This is a genomic window from Streptomyces sp. SS1-1 (assembly GCF_008973465.1).
In the GTDB taxonomy this organism is placed as follows: Bacteria; Actinomycetota; Actinomycetes; order Streptomycetales; family Streptomycetaceae; genus Streptomyces.
In genome coordinates this window covers 2,940,324-2,957,031 of the sequence record NZ_WBXN01000004.1, presented here as the reverse complement: position 1 = coordinate 2,957,031, position 16,708 = coordinate 2,940,324, and the positions used below count along the sequence as shown (strand labels likewise).

Annotated in this window: 14 protein-coding genes and 1 pseudogene; 11 read left to right on the top strand and 4 right to left on the bottom strand. The window is 71.9% G+C overall.

Features of this window, described 5'->3' with window-relative positions:
- Positions 1-47 precede the first annotated feature (47 nt).
- The 4 genes from hutU to hutI are packed head-to-tail and all read left to right on the top strand — an operon-like array spanning position 48 to position 5,534.
- Entirely contained in the window at positions 48-1,712 is a 1,665-nt protein-coding gene (hutU, locus tag F8R89_RS14570) for a urocanate hydratase (protein ID WP_151784382.1), read from the top strand.
- Positions 1,709-2,932, top strand: a complete 1,224-nt coding sequence (locus tag F8R89_RS14565; protein ID WP_151784381.1) for an allantoate amidohydrolase — start codon at positions 1,709-1,711, stop codon at positions 2,930-2,932. Before hutU ends, F8R89_RS14565 begins: the two co-directional genes overlap by 4 nt.
- Positions 2,929-4,266 carry a formimidoylglutamate deiminase gene (locus tag F8R89_RS14560; protein WP_151784380.1) on the top strand — a complete coding sequence of 446 codons (1,338 nt, stop codon included), beginning with the start codon at positions 2,929-2,931 and terminating at the stop codon, positions 4,264-4,266. The genes F8R89_RS14565 and F8R89_RS14560 overlap by 4 nt, the downstream gene beginning before the upstream one ends.
- A complete protein-coding gene (gene hutI / locus F8R89_RS14555; RefSeq protein WP_151784379.1) occupies positions 4,263-5,534 on the top strand; it encodes an imidazolonepropionase in 1,272 nt (423 codons plus the stop codon). Before F8R89_RS14560 ends, hutI begins: the two co-directional genes overlap by 4 nt.
- Here the strand turns inward: hutI and F8R89_RS14550 are convergent, their stop codons facing one another.
- Positions 5,535-7,115 (bottom strand): RICIN domain-containing protein, encoded by a 1,581-nt coding sequence (locus tag F8R89_RS14550; protein ID WP_151784378.1) that lies wholly within the window; start codon positions 7,113-7,115, stop codon positions 5,535-5,537.
- 234 nt (positions 7,116-7,349) lie between these two features.
- Positions 7,350-8,312, bottom strand: coding sequence for an RNA polymerase sigma factor SigF (locus F8R89_RS14545; protein WP_192806127.1), 963 nt, complete (start codon positions 8,310-8,312; stop codon positions 7,350-7,352).
- 239 nt (positions 8,313-8,551) lie between these two features.
- Between F8R89_RS14545 and F8R89_RS14540 the strand changes: the two genes are divergently transcribed.
- From F8R89_RS14540 to F8R89_RS36710, 3 genes and pseudogenes are all read left to right on the top strand, one after another.
- Entirely contained in the window at positions 8,552-8,938 is a 387-nt protein-coding gene (locus F8R89_RS14540; protein WP_151784376.1) for an STAS domain-containing protein, read from the top strand.
- A 232-nt stretch (positions 8,939-9,170) separates the two neighbouring features.
- Positions 9,171-9,752 (top strand): ATP-binding protein, encoded by a 582-nt coding sequence (locus tag F8R89_RS14535; protein WP_151784375.1) that lies wholly within the window; start codon positions 9,171-9,173, stop codon positions 9,750-9,752.
- Positions 9,753-9,881: 129 nt separating this feature from the next.
- A pseudogene (locus F8R89_RS36710) lies at positions 9,882-10,255 on the top strand (peptidase); the annotation flags it as partial.
- Between the two features lie 68 nt (positions 10,256-10,323).
- On the opposite strand, the gene F8R89_RS14525 reads toward F8R89_RS36710, so the two are convergent.
- Positions 10,324-11,820, bottom strand: coding sequence for an oligopeptide:H+ symporter (locus F8R89_RS14525; RefSeq protein WP_151784374.1), 1,497 nt, complete (start codon positions 11,818-11,820; stop codon positions 10,324-10,326).
- A 495-nt stretch (positions 11,821-12,315) separates the two neighbouring features.
- On the opposite strand from F8R89_RS14525, the gene F8R89_RS14520 reads away from it, so the two are divergent.
- A complete protein-coding gene (locus F8R89_RS14520; RefSeq protein WP_055624243.1) occupies positions 12,316-12,993 on the top strand; it encodes a response regulator transcription factor in 678 nt (225 codons plus the stop codon).
- Between the two features lie 48 nt (positions 12,994-13,041).
- Complete coding sequence (locus F8R89_RS14515) at positions 13,042-14,316, top strand: ATP-binding protein (protein ID WP_151784373.1); 1,275 nt, start codon at positions 13,042-13,044, stop codon at positions 14,314-14,316.
- Positions 14,317-14,337: 21 nt separating this feature from the next.
- Here F8R89_RS14515 and F8R89_RS14510 read toward each other — a convergent pair whose 3' ends face one another.
- Positions 14,338-14,889: a GtrA family protein gene (locus F8R89_RS14510; RefSeq protein ID WP_151784372.1), complete on the bottom strand. Its 552-nt coding sequence runs from the start codon at positions 14,887-14,889 to the stop codon at positions 14,338-14,340.
- A 152-nt stretch (positions 14,890-15,041) separates the two neighbouring features.
- Between F8R89_RS14510 and F8R89_RS14505 the strand changes: the two genes are divergently transcribed.
- Both F8R89_RS14505 and purE read left to right on the top strand, forming a co-directional pair.
- On the top strand, positions 15,042-16,181 hold the full coding sequence (locus F8R89_RS14505) for a 5-(carboxyamino)imidazole ribonucleotide synthase (protein WP_151784371.1): 1,140 nt from the start codon (positions 15,042-15,044) through the stop codon (positions 16,179-16,181).
- Positions 16,178-16,705 (top strand): 5-(carboxyamino)imidazole ribonucleotide mutase, encoded by a 528-nt coding sequence (purE, locus tag F8R89_RS14500; RefSeq protein ID WP_151784370.1) that lies wholly within the window; start codon positions 16,178-16,180, stop codon positions 16,703-16,705. The genes F8R89_RS14505 and purE overlap by 4 nt, the downstream gene beginning before the upstream one ends.
- Positions 16,706-16,708 lie beyond the last annotated feature (3 nt).

Here is a 16,708-nt window from a genome sequence, read left to right as displayed (position 1 = left end):
AATAGCAACCTCAACAGTCATCGTCCTCGTCCGCTGGGAGGCAGACCATGTCAGGACCCCGCACCGTCCGAGCTCCGCGCGGTACGGAACTGAGTGCCCTGGGATGGCAGCAGGAAGCCGCCCTGCGGATGCTGCAGAACAACCTCGACCCCGAGGTCGCCGAGCACCCCGACAAGCTCGTCGTCTACGGCGGCACCGGCAAGGCCGCCCGCGACTGGCGCTCCTTCGACGCCATGGTCCGCACCCTGCGGACCCTCAAGCAGGACGAGACGATGCTGGTCCAGTCCGGCCGCCCCGTCGGCGTCATGCAGACGCACGAGTGGGCGCCGCGCGTCCTGATCGCCAACTCCAACCTCGTCGGCGACTGGGCCAACTGGGAGGAGTTCCGCCGTCTGGAGGCCCTCGGCCTCACCATGTACGGCCAGATGACCGCCGGCTCCTGGATCTACATCGGCACCCAGGGCATCCTCCAGGGCACCTACGAGACGTTCGCCGCCGTCGCGGCGAAGAAGTTCGGCGGCACCCTCGCCGGGACGATCACCCTCACCGCCGGCCTCGGCGGCATGGGCGGCGCCCAGCCGCTCGCCGTCACCATGAACGACGGTGTCGCGATCTGTATCGACTGCGACCCGCGCGCCATCGAGCGCCGCATCGAGCACCGCTACCTCGACGTGCGCGCCGACTCCCTGGAGCACGCCCTCCAGCTCGCCACCGAGGCCCGCGACGCCCGCCGCCCGCTGTCCATCGGCCTCCTCGGCAACGCCGCCGAACTGCTCCCGCGGATGCTCGCCGAGGGCGCCCCGATCGACATCGTCACCGACCAGACCTCCGCCCACGACCCGCTGGCCTATCTGCCGGTCGGTGTCGACTTCGACGACATGGCCTCCTCCGCGGCCAAGGATCCGGCCGGGTTCACCACCCGCGCCCGCGAGTCCATGGCCCGGCACGTCGAGGCCATGGTCGGCTTCATGGACGCCGGCGCCGAGGTCTTCGACTACGGCAACTCCATCCGCGGCGAGGCCCAGCTCGCCGGGTACGACAGGGCGTTCGCCTTCCCCGGCTTCGTCCCCGCCTACATCCGCCCCCTGTTCTGCGAGGGCAAGGGCCCCTTCCGCTGGGCCGCCCTGTCCGGCGACCCGGCCGACATCGCCAGGACCGACAAGGCGATCCTCGACCTGTTCCCGGAGAACGAGTCCCTCGCCCGCTGGATCAGGATGGCCGGCGAACGCGTCCACTTCCAGGGCCTGCCCGCCCGGATCTGCTGGCTCGGCTACGGCGAACGCGACAAGGCCGGCGAGCGCTTCAACGACATGGTCGCGAGCGGCGAGCTGGCCGCGCCGCTGGCCATCGGGCGCGACCACCTCGACTGCGGCTCCGTGGCCTCGCCGTACCGCGAGACCGAGGCCATGCTCGACGGCTCCGACGCGATCGCCGACTGGCCGCTGCTGAACGCCATGGTGAACGTGGCCTCCGGCGCCTCCTGGGTCTCCCTGCACCACGGCGGCGGTGTCGGCATGGGCCGCTCCATCCACGCCGGTCAGGTCACGGTCGCCGACGGCACGAAGCTCGGCGGCGAGAAGATCCGCCGCGTGCTCACCAACGACCCCGGCATGGGCGTCATCCGGCACGTGGACGCCGGCTACGACATCGCGGAGTCGGTCGCCGACGAGCGGCAGGTCCGGGTGCCGATGCGCGAGGGTGACGACGCGTGACCTTCCACAGCATGTGGGAGGAGCTGCTGCCGATCGGCCGCAGCTCCTCCTCCGGCGGCTACCGCCGCTCCGCCTGGACCGGTGCCGACCTCGAGTGCCGGGACTGGTTCCAGGAGCAGGCGCGGACCCGCGGGCTCGCCTACGAGGTGGACCGCAACGGCAACCAGTGGGCCTGGCTCGGCGACCCCGCCGCCGGGGACGCCGTCGTCACCGGGTCGCACCTGGACTCCGTGCCCGACGGCGGGGCCTTCGACGGCCCCCTCGGCGTGGTGTCCTCCTTCGCCGCGCTCGACGAACTCCGCGCCCGCGGCACGGATCTCGCGCGGCCCCTCGCCGTCGTCAACTTCGGCGACGAGGAGGGCGCCCGCTTCGGGCTCGCCTGCGTCGGCTCCCGGCTCACCGCCGGAGCGCTCACCACGGAGGAGGCCCACCGCCTGACCGACGCGGACGGCACCAGCCTGCCGCGCGCCATGGAGGCCGCCGGATACGACCCCGACGCCCTCGGCGCCGACCCCGAACGGCTCGCCCGCATCGGCGCCTTCGTCGAACTGCACGTCGAACAGGGCCGCGCCCTGGACCTGACCGGCGACCCGGTCGGCATCGCCAGCGCCATCTGGCCGCACGGCCGCTGGCGGTTCGACTTCCGCGGCGAGGCCAACCACGCCGGGACCACCCGGCTCACCGACCGGCACGACCCGATGCTCCCCTACGCCGAGACGGTCCTCGCCGCCCGCCGCGAGGCCGAACAGGCCGGAGGAGTCGCCACCTTCGGCAAGATCGCCGTCGAGCCCAACGGCGTCAACGCCATCCCCTCCCTGGTACGCGGCTGGCTCGACTCCCGCGCCGAGGACCAGGCCTGCCTCGACACCGTCGTCGGCGGCATCGAGAAGGCGGCCCGCGCCCACGCCGACGCGCACGGCGTCGCACTCGACGTGGTCCGCGAGTCCTTCACCCCGGTCGTCGAGTTCGACCACGGACTGCGCGACGAACTGGCACGCATCCTCGGCAAGGACAAGGACACCAACATCACCGTGCCCGTCCTGGGAACCGGCGCCGGACACGACGCCGGAATCCTCTCCGGACGCATCCCGACCGCCATGCTGTTCGTACGCAACCCCACGGGTGTCTCGCACTCCCCGGCCGAGTTCGCCGCCGAGGACGACTGCGTGGCCGGGGTGCTCGCACTCGCCGACGTACTGGAAGGGCTGGCCCGCAGGTGACAGCGAAGACGTACTGGCTGGAGCACGCCTGGCTCGACACCCACGTCGAACCGGGCGTCGCCCTCGATGTGGCCGACGGACGCCTCACCGCCGTCCGTACCGACGTCCCCGCTCCGCCGCCCGGCGCCGAGGTCCTGCGCGGACTGACCCTGCCCGGCCTCGCCAACGCGCACAGCCACGCCTTCCACCGCGCCCTGCGCGGCACCGTCCAGGTCGGCTCCGGCACCTTCTGGACCTGGCGCGAGGTCATGTACACCATCGCCGAGCGGCTCACCCCGGAGACCTACCACGCGCTGGCCCGCGCGGTGTACGCCGAGATGGCGCTCGCCGGCGTCACCGCCGTCGGCGAGTTCCACTACGTCCACCACGCGCCCGGCGGCACCCCCTACGCCGACCCCAACGCGATGGGCGAGGCCCTGATCGCGGCCGCCGACGAGGCCGGCATCCGGCTCACCCTCCTCGACACCGCCTACCTCTCCTCCGGCTTCGGCCGCCCGCCCACCGCCCACCAGCTTCGCTTCTCCGACGGAGACGCCGACGCCTGGGCCGAACGCTCTTCACTTCTCAAGGAACACGATCACGCGCGGATCGGCGCGGCCGTCCACTCCGTGCGGGCCGTGCCCGCCGACCAGCTGGCGACCGTCGCCCGCTGGGCCGAGGAGCGGCGCGCCCCCCTCCATGTGCATCTGTCCGAGCAGACCGCCGAGAACGAGGCCTGCCGCGAGATCCACGGCTGCACCCCCACCCAGCTGTTGGCTCTGCACGGCGTCCTCGGCCCGCGCACCACCGGTGTGCACAACACCCACCTCACGCCCGAGGACATCGCCCTCATCGGCGGCAGCGGCACCGGCACCTGCATGTGCCCCACCACCGAACGCGACCTCGCCGACGGCATCGGACCGGCCGCCGCCCTCCAGAACGAGGGCTCACCCCTGTGTCTCGGCTCCGACAGCCACGCCGTCATCGACCTGCTCGAAGAGGCCCGCGCCCTGGAGCTCAACGAGCGGCTGCGCACCCGCACCCGCGGCCACTGGACGGCGTCCGCCCTGCTGCGGGCCGCCTCCGCCGACGGCCACGCCGCCCTCGGCTGGGACGGAGCGGGCACCCTGGAGCCCGGTGCGCTCGCCGACTTCACGACCGTCGCGCTGGACTCCGTCAGGACGGCAGGGCCGCTTCCGCGGCTCGGGGCCGAGACGGCCGTATTCGCCGCGTCGGCAGCGGACGTGTCGCATACGGTCGTGGCCGGCCGGCACGTCGTGCGGGACGGGACCCACACCCTTGTGCCGGACGTGCCGCGAGCCCTCGCGGACGCCGTGGCAGCCCTGCGCGGATGACCCCGGGCCGCTCCGCCCCCGACCCCACCGCCGAGAAGGCAACCAAGGACGCCATGAGCAACGCGACGACCGTCAGCCCCGCCCACTCGGCGAGCACCGCCAGCACACTCATCACCAACATCGCCGCCCTGGTCACCAACGACCCCTCTCTCGGGGACAGGTCCCCCCTCGGACTGGTCCACGACGCGGCGGTCGCCATCGAGGGCGACCGCGTCGTATGGACCGGTGATCAAAGGAAAGCACCCGCCACTGACAACCGGGTCGACGCCGGTGGCCGGGCGGTGATCCCGGGCTTCGTCGACTCCCACTCGCACCTCGTCTTCGCGGGCGACCGCACCGAGGAGTTCAACGCCCGAATGTCCGGGCGGCCGTACAGCGCGGGCGGCATCCGCACCACCGTCGCCGCCACCCGCGCCGCGAGCGACGCCGAGCTGGAGGCCAACCTCACCCGGCACCTCGCCGAGGCCCTGCGCCAGGGCACCACCACCTTCGAGACCAAGTCCGGCTACGGCCTGACCGTCGAGGACGAGGCCCGCGCCCTGCGCATCGCCGCCGCCCACACCGACGAGGTCACCTACCTCGGCGCGCACATCGTCTCCCCGGACCACGCCGACGACCCGGCGGCCTACGTCGACCTCGTCACCGGCCCGATGCTGGACGCCTGCGCCCCGTACGCCCGCTGGATCGACGTGTTCTGCGAGAAGGGCGCCTTCGACGGCGACCAGGCCCGCGCGATCCTCACCGCCGGCAAGGCCCGGGGCCTGCACCCGCGCATCCACGCCAACCAGCTCTCCCACGGCCCCGGCGTCCAGCTGGCCGTCGAACTCGACGCCGCCAGCGCCGACCACTGCACCCACCTCACGGACGCCGACGTCGACGCGCTCGCCCACAGCCGTACCGTCGCCACCCTGCTGCCCGGCGCCGAGTTCTCCACCCGGGCGCCGTGGCCCGACGCCCGCCGGCTGCTCGACGCCGGCGTCACCGTGGCGCTGTCCACCGACTGCAACCCGGGCTCGTCGTACACCTCGTCGGTGCCGTTCTGCGTGGCGCTCGCCGTACGCGACATGGGGATGACGCCCGACGAGGCGCTCTGGTCGGCCACGGCGGGCGGCGCGGCGGCCCTGCGCCGCGACGACGTCGGCCGGCTCACCCCGGGCGCCCGCGCCGACCTGCTGCTGCTCGACGCCCCGAGCCATGTGCACCTGGCCTACCGGCCCGGCGTGCCCCTGGTGCGCGAGGTGTGGCGGGGCGGCGTCCGCGTGGCCTGATCAGGCGGCCCCCGCCCGCCACCGCTGGCGGGAGCCCGTGCCGACCGGCTCCAGGGACAGCCCGTCGCCCACACCGCCGTCCGGGGTGAGGGCCGTCCCGAAGGCGATGACGGGGCGGATCAGCCCGTCCCCGTCCACGACGAACATCAGGTTCCGCCCGTTGCGGCCCCCGACCGAGTCGCAGTCCCAGATCCCGACGCCCCGGTCCGTGTCCCCCCGGCTGTCCAGGCAGAAGCCGGGGTCGGCGGCCGACTGGAGCACATCCCGGTCCTCGTCGACCCGCCAGCGCTGGGTGCGCGACCCGGAGCAGCGGGCCGTGATCACGTCGGTCCCGTCGAAGAAGGCACCGCCCACGTCCAGGCACAGCCCCGAACCGGCGTTCACGACCTGCGCGAACGAGGAGGACGGCGGCCGTGCCGCCGGCTTCGAAGGGGACGGCTTCGGGCGAGACGACTTCGGAGGAGACGAACTCGGGGACGGCGAAGGCGACTTCGACGTCCGCGAGGGCGACGGCGACGGCGCGGGGGACGACGTCGACGACGTGGTCGGCCCGGTCGCCGCCGCACTCGTCACCGCCGGCGGCACGCTCACCGCCGCGCCCGCCGGGTCCCCGCCGTCCGGACCGGCCTGGGCGACCAGGAACAGCACCAGCGGCAGCAGCGCCACCCCGAGCGCCGCCGACACCAGCACGACCTGACGGCGGTCCGGCCGTGTCTCCCGCGCCCGGCCGGGCCGTACCCGCGTGCCCCGGCCGGACACCGTCCCGCCCCGTGCCACAGCCCCGGTGTACGCCGTCCCGCCCCAGGGCAGCAGCCCCTCGGTCAGGGCCGCGCGCGGGGTGTCCCGCAGCGCCGCCAGCTCGGCGTGGGCGGCGGCGCAGTGCGGGCAGTGCGCCCTGTGCGCCTGGAGATCGGCGCTGTCGCGCGGGTTCTCCGGGCGTACGGACTCCTCGATGAGACGGCCGAAGTCCAGGCAGTCGGGGTCGTCGGAGGCGGCGAGGCGGGTGTGCAGACAGGCGCGGGCGAGCTGCTGCAGCGCCGGGCCGGTGCCGTACGCGACGTCCTCGCGGGTCAGGCCGAGCAGGGCCGCCGTGCGCTCGGGCGGCTCCCCTTCCACGATCCCGTACCAGACCAGGCCCTGGGCGCGGTCCGGGAGCGTCTGGAAGGCGGTGAGCATGGGCGGGAGCGGCCCGTCGGGGCCGGTCGTGCGCAGCAGGAGGAGCAGGGCGGGGTCGAGGCCGGCCGCCCGTTCGTCGGTCGCCCAGGAGCCGGCCGTCCGGGCGGTGAGGAGCAGGAGGTGGTGCCGCCAGGGCAGGCCGGGGTCGAGGCCGCGCGCCACCCGCCGGGCCGCCGACGTGACGGCCCCGGCGGCGAGTTGACGGGCCAGGGCGTCGTCGGGCGCGCACAGCCGGGCGTAGGCGAGGACGCGCGGGAGGTGGCGGGCGCGCAGCTCCTGGAGGGCGGGGTACGCCGTGGTCGTCTGACCGCGCAGCAGCTCGGTCAGCCGGGCGTCGGAGGTGTCCGCGTGGAGCCGGGGACCGGTGTCCTCACGGTCGTGGCCTGTGCCGTCGGCCCCAGTCATCCCGCCGCCTCCTCGCAGCCGTGCGACCCGCGCGGAGCACGGGCTACCGGCGGGTATGACGGCTCATAGTGGAGGAAGGGAGGCCCTGGGGAAAGGGTTTCTGCGGGTAACCCCCGCAGTCGCCACGGGACCCCCACAGCGGCACTGTGCCCGGTGCCCGGCCGATCCGTTTCGGCGGGGCACCGGGCACAGTCCCGGGGGTCCGGAGGCGTGTCGTCGCCCTCCGACGGCCCGTCACTCCTCGATCGTCAGGCCCTTTCTGAGCCGGACCAGGGTGCGCGACAGCAGACGCGAGACATGCATCTGGGAGATGCCGAGCTCCTCGCCGATCTCCGACTGGGTCATGCCGGCGACGAACCGCAGGGACAGGATCTTGCGGTCGCGGGGCGGGAGTTCGGCGATGAGCGGCTTGAGGGAGGCGACGTACTCGATGCCCTCGATGCCGTTGTCCTCGTAGCCGATCCGGTCGGCCAGCGCGCCCTCGGCGTCGTCCTCCTCGGGCTGGGCGTCCAGCGAGGAGGCGGTGTAGGCGTTCGACGCGGCCATGCCCTCGACGACCTCGTCACGGGTGAGGCCGAGACGCTCGGCGAGCTCGGCCACCGTGGGGGCGCGGTCGAGCTTCTGGGCGAGTTCGTCGCCGGCCTTGGCCAGGTCGAGCCGGAGTTCCTGGAGGCGGCGCGGCACGCGCACGGACCACGAGGTGTCCCGGAAGAAACGCTTGATCTCGCCGATGATGGTCGGCATCGCGAAGGTGGGGAACTCCACTCCGCGGCTGAGCTCGAAACGGTCGATCGCCTTGATCAGGCCGATCGTGCCGACCTGGATGATGTCCTCCATCGGCTCGCTGCGCGAGCGGAAGCGGGAGGCGGCGAACTTGACCAGGGCGAGGTTGAGTTCGACGAGCGTGTTGCGGACGTACGCGTGGTCGTGGGTGCCTTCCTCCAGCGACTCCAGCCGCTCGAAGAGGGTCTTCGACAAGGCCCGCGCGTCCACCGGCCCCACCTCGTCGTACGGCGGGATCTCCGGAAGCCCGGCGAGTACGTCGTCGTGGGCGAAGTCCTGAGCGAAGTCCTGGCCGAGGGCCAGTTCGGCGGATACGCCGCCGCGCTCGATGGGATCCAGATGTTCCGGTCGGGATGCCGACGTCGCGACGGGGGTATGCGATGCGTCGAGCCGGGGTGACATGATGTCCTCCATCGTTCTCGGCATATGGCTGCCGAAGCCTTTGCGTGCACTGCGGTGTGCGGCGCCTCCAAAGCCGGCCGAGTCGGTTGCGTGTCTCTACTAGCCCTATCGGCTTTCCAGAGCCCACCGCAAGTGCGTTCTGTTCTGAAATGTCCGTTTGTGGGTGGATGTTCGGGTGTTGGAGGGCGTAGGGAAGGCGTAGTGTTCGACAGCGTCAGTCAGCAGCCACGACGTCGGGAGTGAGAGACGGCATGGACCGCGGGACGGTCGGCAGCGCACAGTCTGGCCGACTTCTGGTGGAGGTTCGCGAAGAGGGCTCCAGCGCCGTCGTGACCCCGGTGGGTGAGTTGGACCACCACACCGCAGACTTGTTGCGTGAGCCACTCGAGGAGTGCCTCACGAAGGGTTTCAGCCGACTGGTGGTCGACTGTTCCCGGCTGGAGTTCTGCGACTCGACAGGGCTGAACGTGCTGCTCGGGGCGCGTCTGAAGGCGGAGGCCGCCGGTGGCGGGGTCCATCTGGCCGGAATGCAGCCCGTCGTCGCGCGCGTGTTCGAGATCACGGGCGCGGAGGCCGTCTTCACGGTCCACGACAGCCTCGTGGACGCCCTGTCCGACGGGACCGCCGGCTCCGGCTGACCCCTCGTGCCGCCTTCGCAACGGACGTCACATCATTCGGCCGAAGAGAAGGGGTGTTCCCCCGCCCGGGTCGGGCAGGAGACATCCTGGAACCGTCGGCTGTGACGTCGGCCACCGGCGAGGGCCCGTGACCGGCGCACCCGGCACGGATCGTGTACTGGTGTACCGACTCCACGTACAGACCGTTGAAGAGTTGAACGATGAACTGGTGAATCGGTGAGGTGAAGCGCTGATGAGCACCACCCGGCCTTTCTCGCCGGGCGACCGCGGCCCAGAGCCCAGCGGCGCTTCCGGGGTGTCCGGGGCCGCCGCTCCGGCGCCGGACGGCCCCACGGGGGGCTCACCGGCCGCGGGGGCCTCCGGGGCGTCCCTGGCGCCCGTGGAGCCCGCGCAGCCGTCCGCGGCGCGTCAGGTCCGCACGCTGGACTTCGCGGACCAGAGCGGTGTCGTCCCGCTCGCCCGTGACTTCGCCCGTCAGGCGCTGTACGCGTGGGGCTGGCTGCCGGCGGCCTCCGCGGACCGGCGGGCCGCCGCCGAGGACGTCCTGCTGGTGGTCTCCGAGCTGGTCACCAACGCCTGCCTGCACGCCGAGGGGCCCGACGAGCTGCTGATCGCCTACGACAACAAGGTGATCCGGGTCGAGGTGTCCGACAAGGGCACCGGTCAGCCCGCCCCCCGTACACCGCACCGCGCGGGCCGCCCCGGCGGTCACGGCATGTTCATCGTGCAGCGCCTGTGCCTGGACTGGGGCGTCGTCCGCACGCCCGGGCAGGCAGGGAAGACCGTGTGGGCGGAGCTGGGCGCACCGTCCTGATCCGTCCGGCCGCGGGAAGAATCGGTTTTCCCGTGGCCGTTCCTCTGCGGGGCCCCGCCCCCTCCGATCCCCTCCCCATCGCCACGACTCCGGCGTGCGCCGTGTCTTCCGGCGATCTGATACGCCGTCTGGCAGAAGGGCGTCTCGTCCGGCCCGGTCGAGCTCGGCAAGGGCGCGATGAGCCCGAGCGCCACCTCCGGATCGGCGGCGCCGGCAGCGGCACCCTGAACGTGACCGGCCCGGCCGACCAGGAAGCGATACCGGCCGACACCCCCATCGGAGTCAGCGACCTGACGGGCATTCACACCCCGGAAGACCGGCAGGCTCACCTTCACCGCGGGCGTGCTCACCATCAAGGCGCTCGGCACGACGACCACCTGCACGCCGACCGACGACCCCGGGCCGTCGCTCCCCTCGACGTGACGGCGTCGGGCGGCGGGGGAGCGGGCGGCACCTCCACCGCCGGCGGCGAGCAGGCGGACGGGCTCCCGCGCACCGGCCCGGGGAACGCCGGAGGGCCACCGCACGCCATGCGTGCGGTGGCCCTCCGGGCGGACTCGGGGGACGGACGTCAGTTGACGCTGCCCATGAGCTCCTTGACCTTCCTGCGGTACATCCAGACCGCGAACCCGGCGATCACGGCGAGCGTGGCCTCCAGGGTGACGATGCCCGTCTTGTTCAGGTCGACGCCCGCGATGGAGAGCAGACCGGTGGTGGCGTCACCCGCGGTGACGGCCAGGAACCAGACACCCATCATCTGGGAGGCGTACTTGGCCGGAGCCATCTTCGTGGTGACCGACAGGCCGACCGGGGACACCATCAGCTCGCCGACGGTCTGCACGAAGTAGATCGCCGCCAGCCACAGCGCGGCCGCCTTGTGGCCGCCGTCGGCGATCGACAGCGGGGCCAGGAAGAGGAAGAAGGACGCGCCCACCAGGATCAGGCCCATGGCGAACTTCACCGCGGTGCTCGGCTCCTTGCCCCGCTTGGCCAGCGCGAGCCACGCCCAGGCGAAGACCGGCGCCAGCGCCATGATCATGACCGGGTTGACCGACTGGTACCAGGAGACCGGGAACTCCCAGCCGAAGACCGAGTTGTCGGCGGAGGACTCGGCGAACAGGGAGACGGTCGAGCCACCCTGGTCGTAGATCATCCAGAACACGGCGGCGGCGACGAAGAACCAGATGTACGCGGTCAGCTTCGACTGCTCGCCGCGGTCGAGCTGCTTGTCGCGCTTCATCCGGCCGATGACCAGGACGGGGATGATCAGACCGGCGATGGTGATCGGGACCAGCAGCCAGTTCAGTGTGTAGACACCGGAGAAGCCGACGATCGCGTAGAACACCGCGGCCACGGCGGCCCAGAGGAACGCCTTGCGCAGCGTCGCGGCCTTCTGCTCGGCGGTCAGCGGCGTGGGGACGACGTCCGACTGCGGGCTCAGGTGGCGGCCGCCCAGCAGGAACTGGGCCAGACCCAGCGCCATGCCCAGCGCGGCGAGCGCGAAGCCCAGGTGCCAGTTGACGCTCTCACCGATGGTGCCGATGACCAGCGGGGCGGCGAAGGCGCCCAGGTTGATCCCGATGTAGAAGATCGTGAATCCACCGTCGCGGCGCGGGTCCTCGGGGCCCTTGTAGAGGTGGCCGACCATCGTCGAGATGTTGGCCTTCAGCAGACCGGAGCCGATCGCCACCAGGCCGAGGCCCGCGAAGAAGCTGCCGGACCAGGGCAGGGCCAGCGTCAGGTGGCCGAGCATGATGACGGCACCGGCCACGGCCACCGTCTTGCGCGGGCCGAGTACGCGGTCGGCGAACCAGCCGCCGGGCAGGGCGAGCAGGTAGACGAGCGAGAGGTAGACCGAGTAGATCGCCGTGGCCGTGGTGGCACTGAGGCCGAGGCCGGCCGGAGCGACGAGGTACAGCGGGAGCAGAGCCCTCATGCCGTAGTAGGAGAAACGCTCCCACATCTCGGTCATGAAGAGAGTGGCCAGTCCGCGGGGGTGGCCGAAGAAGGTGCTTTCGGAACCGGGGATTCCGGTGGGGGCCGAGTCCTTCGTCAGGCTGGACGCCATGGTCGTTCCTTGCTGTCGGGACGCGCATGCGACATGGAGCGGTCACGCGCCCGGTGGGGGGCGGCCGGCACCGGCGGACGAAACCGTCGCCCCCACGCCCTTGGGGAGTCCGTCCGGATGAGGAGCGGAAGACGGCGACCGTCGGGATCCACGCCCCCGCCATCGGAGGCCCGGCCACAGGTCATTGCTGCACGGGACCGGGAACGGTCCCTACGCAAGAGAGACCCCCGGCGTCAAGTGGCCGGAGGTCCCCGCAGTGCTACAGGCGTAGATTCACCATACGTCACGACACCGCCCCATATGGAAGGGTTTGAGACGCGAATCACAGGTTTACGTGCAACCGTGCACATGCATTCGAAGGCCCTTCCAGGGTCGCACCTTCCATGCATGGTCTGTACCAGCCCCCGAAGAAGGTAAGAAGAGCGCTGGAGGACGGTAAGAGCCACGGGTCCGATCCCACCCCGGCGCCCGACGCGGGCGGACTACCATCAGCTCATGACCCGAGTACTGCTCGCCGAGGACGACGCGTCCATTTCGGAGCCGCTGGCCCGCGCACTGCGCCGGGAAGGGTACGAGGTCGAGGTCCGCGAGGACGGGCCCACCGCCCTCGACGCCGGGATGCAGGGCGGTATCGACCTCGTCGTGCTCGACCTCGGGCTGCCCGGCATGGACGGCCTCGAGGTGGCCCGCCGGCTGCGGGCCGACGGTCACGCCGTGCCCATCCTGATCCTGACCGCGCGCGCCGACGAGGTCGACACCGTCGTGGGACTGGACGCGGGCGCCGACGACTACGTCACCAAGCCGTTCCGGCTCGCCGAACTGCTCGCGCGCGTCCGGGCCCTGCTGCGGCGCGGCTCCGCCGAGCCCCAGCAGCCGCCCGCCACGCACGGCGTGCGGATCGACGTCGAGTCGCACCGGGCCTGGATGGGCGACGAGGAACTCCAGCTCACCGCCAAGGAGTTCGACCTGCTGCGGGTGCTGGTACGCGACGCCGGCCGGGTGGTCACCCGCGACCAGCTGATGCGCGAGGTCTGGGACACCACCTGGTGGTCCTCGACCAAGACCCTCGACATGCACATCTCCTGGCTGCGTAAGAAGTTGGGCGACGACGCGGCGAACCCCCGCTACATCGCGACCGTGCGGGGCGTCGGCTTCCGCTTCGAGAAGAGCTGAGCCACGGGCCCGTACCGGTTCCCGAGCCCGACAGGTGAGTAACACGCCATGCGCCGCCGACTGATCCAGTCCACCCTCGCCGTCGTCCTCGTCGTGATCGCCGTGTTCGGGGTGTCCCTGGTGATCGTCGAGACCCGGACGATCACCAACACCGCGCAGGAGCGGGTGGACACCGAGGCGGTGCGGCTCGCCAGCATCGTCGACAGCCGGCTGCTCGGCGACGAGACCGTCGACGCCGACGTGCTGCGCGATCAGATCCAGGGCGACCGCTACGCCGAGATCCGCATCCCCGGCAAGCCCGTGATCGAGGTCGGCGACCGGCCCGACGGGGACGTCATCAGCGCCCGTCAGCGGGGCGAGGAGGGCGAGTCGGTCACCGTCCAGGAGCCCCGCTCCTCCGTGACCCGCGAGGTCGGCCGGACGCTGATGATCATCGCCGCGGTGGCGCTGCTCGCGGTGATCGCGGCCGTCCTGCTCGCGGTGCGCCAGGCCAACCGGCTGGCCTCACCGCTCACCGACCTCGCCGAGACCGCGGAACGGCTCGGCTCGGGCGACCCCCGCCCCCGCCACAAGCGCTACGGCGTCCCCGAGCTGGACCGGGTCGCCGACGTGCTGGACTCCTCCGCCGAGCGCATCGCGCGGATGCTGACGGCGGAGCGGCGCCTGGCCGCCGACGCCTCGCACCAACTGCGCACCCCGCTGACCGCGCTGTCCATGCGGCTGGAGGAGATCACCCTCACCGACGACCCCGACACGGTGAAGGAGGAGGCGACCATCGCGCTGACGCAGGTGGAGCGCCTGACGGACGTCGTGGAGCGGCTGCTGACCAACTCCCGCGACCCCCGCAGCGGCTCCGCGGTCACCTTCGACCTCGACGAGGTGATCCAGCAGCAGCTCGCGGAGTGGCGCCCGGCCTACCGCAGCGCGGGCCGGGCCATCGTCAGCTCGGGCAAACGGCATCTGACGGCGGTCGGCACCCCGGGCGCGGTCGCACAGGTGCTGGCCGCCCTGATCGAGAACTCGCTGATGCACGGCGGGGGCACGGTGGCGCTGCGCACCCGCGTCACCGGCAACCAGGCGGTCATCGAGGTCACGGACGAGGGGCCGGGCATCCCGGAGGACCTGGGGGCCCGCATCTTCGAGCGCGCCATCAGCGGCCGCAACTCCACCGGGATCGGCCTGGCGGTGGCCCGCGACCTCGCCGAGGCGGACGGGGGACGGCTGGAGATGCTGCAGACGAACCCGCCGGTGTTCGCCCTGTTCCTGTCCCGCACGGCCCCGCCGAAGAAGTCGTCCGGGGACGGCGAGCGCACGGTCCGCTAGACGGGCCGGTGGGCCGGTGGGTCAGCTGACGTGCTGGCGGGCGGGCTTGTCCGGGCCCGGGCGGGACTCCAGGAACGCTTCCTCGCCGGCCACGGGATCCTTCTGCACCGGCAGCGCGCGGAACACCCAGGTGCGGTAGGACCAGAAGCGGAACAGGGTCGCGATGCCGATGCCGAGGAACTTGAAGATGTTGCTCTGCAGCGGGCTGTCCCAGCCGAACCCGTAGGTCGCCGTGTAGAGCACCCCGTTCTCGATGACCAGGCCCGCCGCGCTGAACAGCAGGAAGAGGGTCATCTCCTTGGTACGGCGGCTCTTGTCGCGGTCACGGTAGGTGAAGTACCGGAAGCCGATGTAGTTGAAGACGATGGCGACGATCGTCGCGATGACGCTCGCCCGCACCACCTGCAGATCGGTGACCTGCCGTACGAGGTTGAACACGAGCAGGTTGACCAGCAGCCCCGCCCCGCCCACCGCGCCGAACTTGGCGACCTCGCGGGTCAGCCGGGTCAGGCGCTGCCGCACCGTACCGGGCGCCGCCGGCGCCTCCTGAAGCCCCGAGGAACCACGTTCCATGGTCGTGAAGGCTCCTGTCGGTCGGTGGTCGTCAACTCAGCCATGCTAACCACCCCCCTCGGTGATCGCCCGCGCGTGACATCCCGGGTCGGGAAGAGCCCTGGAAAAGTCCGGTAAGAGGGGTGCCCCGGCGCGGCCGATACCCTAGGGGCGTGACGTTCCCGGTAGTCGGCATGGTCGGCGGGGGTCAGCTCGCTCGTATGACACACGAGGCGGGCATCCCGCTCGGCATCAGGTTCAAGCTCCTCAGTGACACTCCTCAGGATTCCGCGGCGCAGGTCGTCGGTGATGTCGTCGTAGGCGACTACCGCGACCTCGACACGCTGCGCGCGTTCGCGCAGGGGTGCGATGTGATCACCTTCGATCACGAACACGTACCCACCGAGCACCTCAGGGCCCTGGAGGCGGACGGCATCCCCGTGCGCCCCGGCCCCGACGCGCTCGTGCACGCCCAGGACAAGGGCGTGATGCGGGCGAGGCTCGATGCGATCGGGGTGCCCTGCCCCCGGCACCGCATCGTGAGCGACCCGCAGGACGTCGCCGCGTTCGCCGCCGAGGGGGACGGCTTCCCCGTCGTCCTGAAGACGGTCCGCGGCGGCTACGACGGCAAGGGCGTCTGGGTCGTCGACTCCGTCGAGGAGGCCGCCGAGCCGTTCCGCGCCGGCGTCCCGGTCCTCGCCGAGGAGAAGGTCGACTACGTCCGCGAGCTCGCCGCCAACGTCGTGCGCTCCCCGCACGGCCAGGCCGTCGCCTACCCGGTCGTCGAGTCGCGGCAGGTCGACGGCGTCTGCGACACCGTGATCGCCCCGGCCCCCCACCTGGACGAGGCGCTCGCGCTGCGGGCCGAGGAGATGGCGCTGCGGATCGCGAAGGAGCTCGGTGTCGTCGGGCACCTCGCCGTGGAGCTGTTCGAGACCCGCGACGGCCGCATCCTCGTCAACGAGCTCGCGATGCGCCCGCACAACTCCGGCCACTGGAGCCAGGACGGCGCCATCACCAGCCAGTTCGCCAACCATGTCCGGGCCGTCCTCGACCTCCCGCTCGGCGACCCGCGCCCCCGCGCGACGTGGACCGTCATGGTCAACGTCCTCGGCGGCGACTACCCGGACATGTACTCCGCGTACCTGCACTGCATGGCCCGCGACCCCCAGCTCAAGATCCACATGTACGGCAAGGACGTGAAGCCCGGCCGCAAGGTCGGACACGTGAACACCTACGGCGACGACCTCGACGACGTGCTGGAGCGCGCCCGTCACGCTGCCGGCTATCTGAGAGGCACGATCACCGAATGAGCCCTGTTGTTGGCATCGTCATGGGGTCGGACAGCGACTGGCCCGTCATGGAGGCCGCCGCCAAGGCCCTCGACGAGTTCGAGATCGCCTACGAGGTCGACGTCGTCTCCGCGCACCGCATGCCCCGCGAGATGATCACGTACGGCGAGCAGGCGGCCGAGCGCGGCCTGAAGGTGATCATCGCCGGTGCCGGCGGCGCCGCCCATCTGCCGGGCATGCTCGCCTCCGTGACCCCGCTGCCCGTCATCGGCGTCCCCGTCCCGCTGAAGTACCTCGACGGCATGGACTCCCTGCTGTCCATCGTGCAGATGCCGGCCGGTGTGCCCGTCGCGACCGTCTCCGTCGCCGGCGCCCGCAACGCCGGTCTGCTCGCCGCCCGCATCCTCGCCACGCACGACGAGGAGCTGCTGCAGCGGATGAGCGAGTTCCAGCAGGAGCTGAACGACCAGGCGACCGAGAAGGGCAAGCGGCTGCGGGCCAAGGTCGAGGGCGCGGCCGGCTTCGGCTTCGGCTCCGGGAAGTGACGC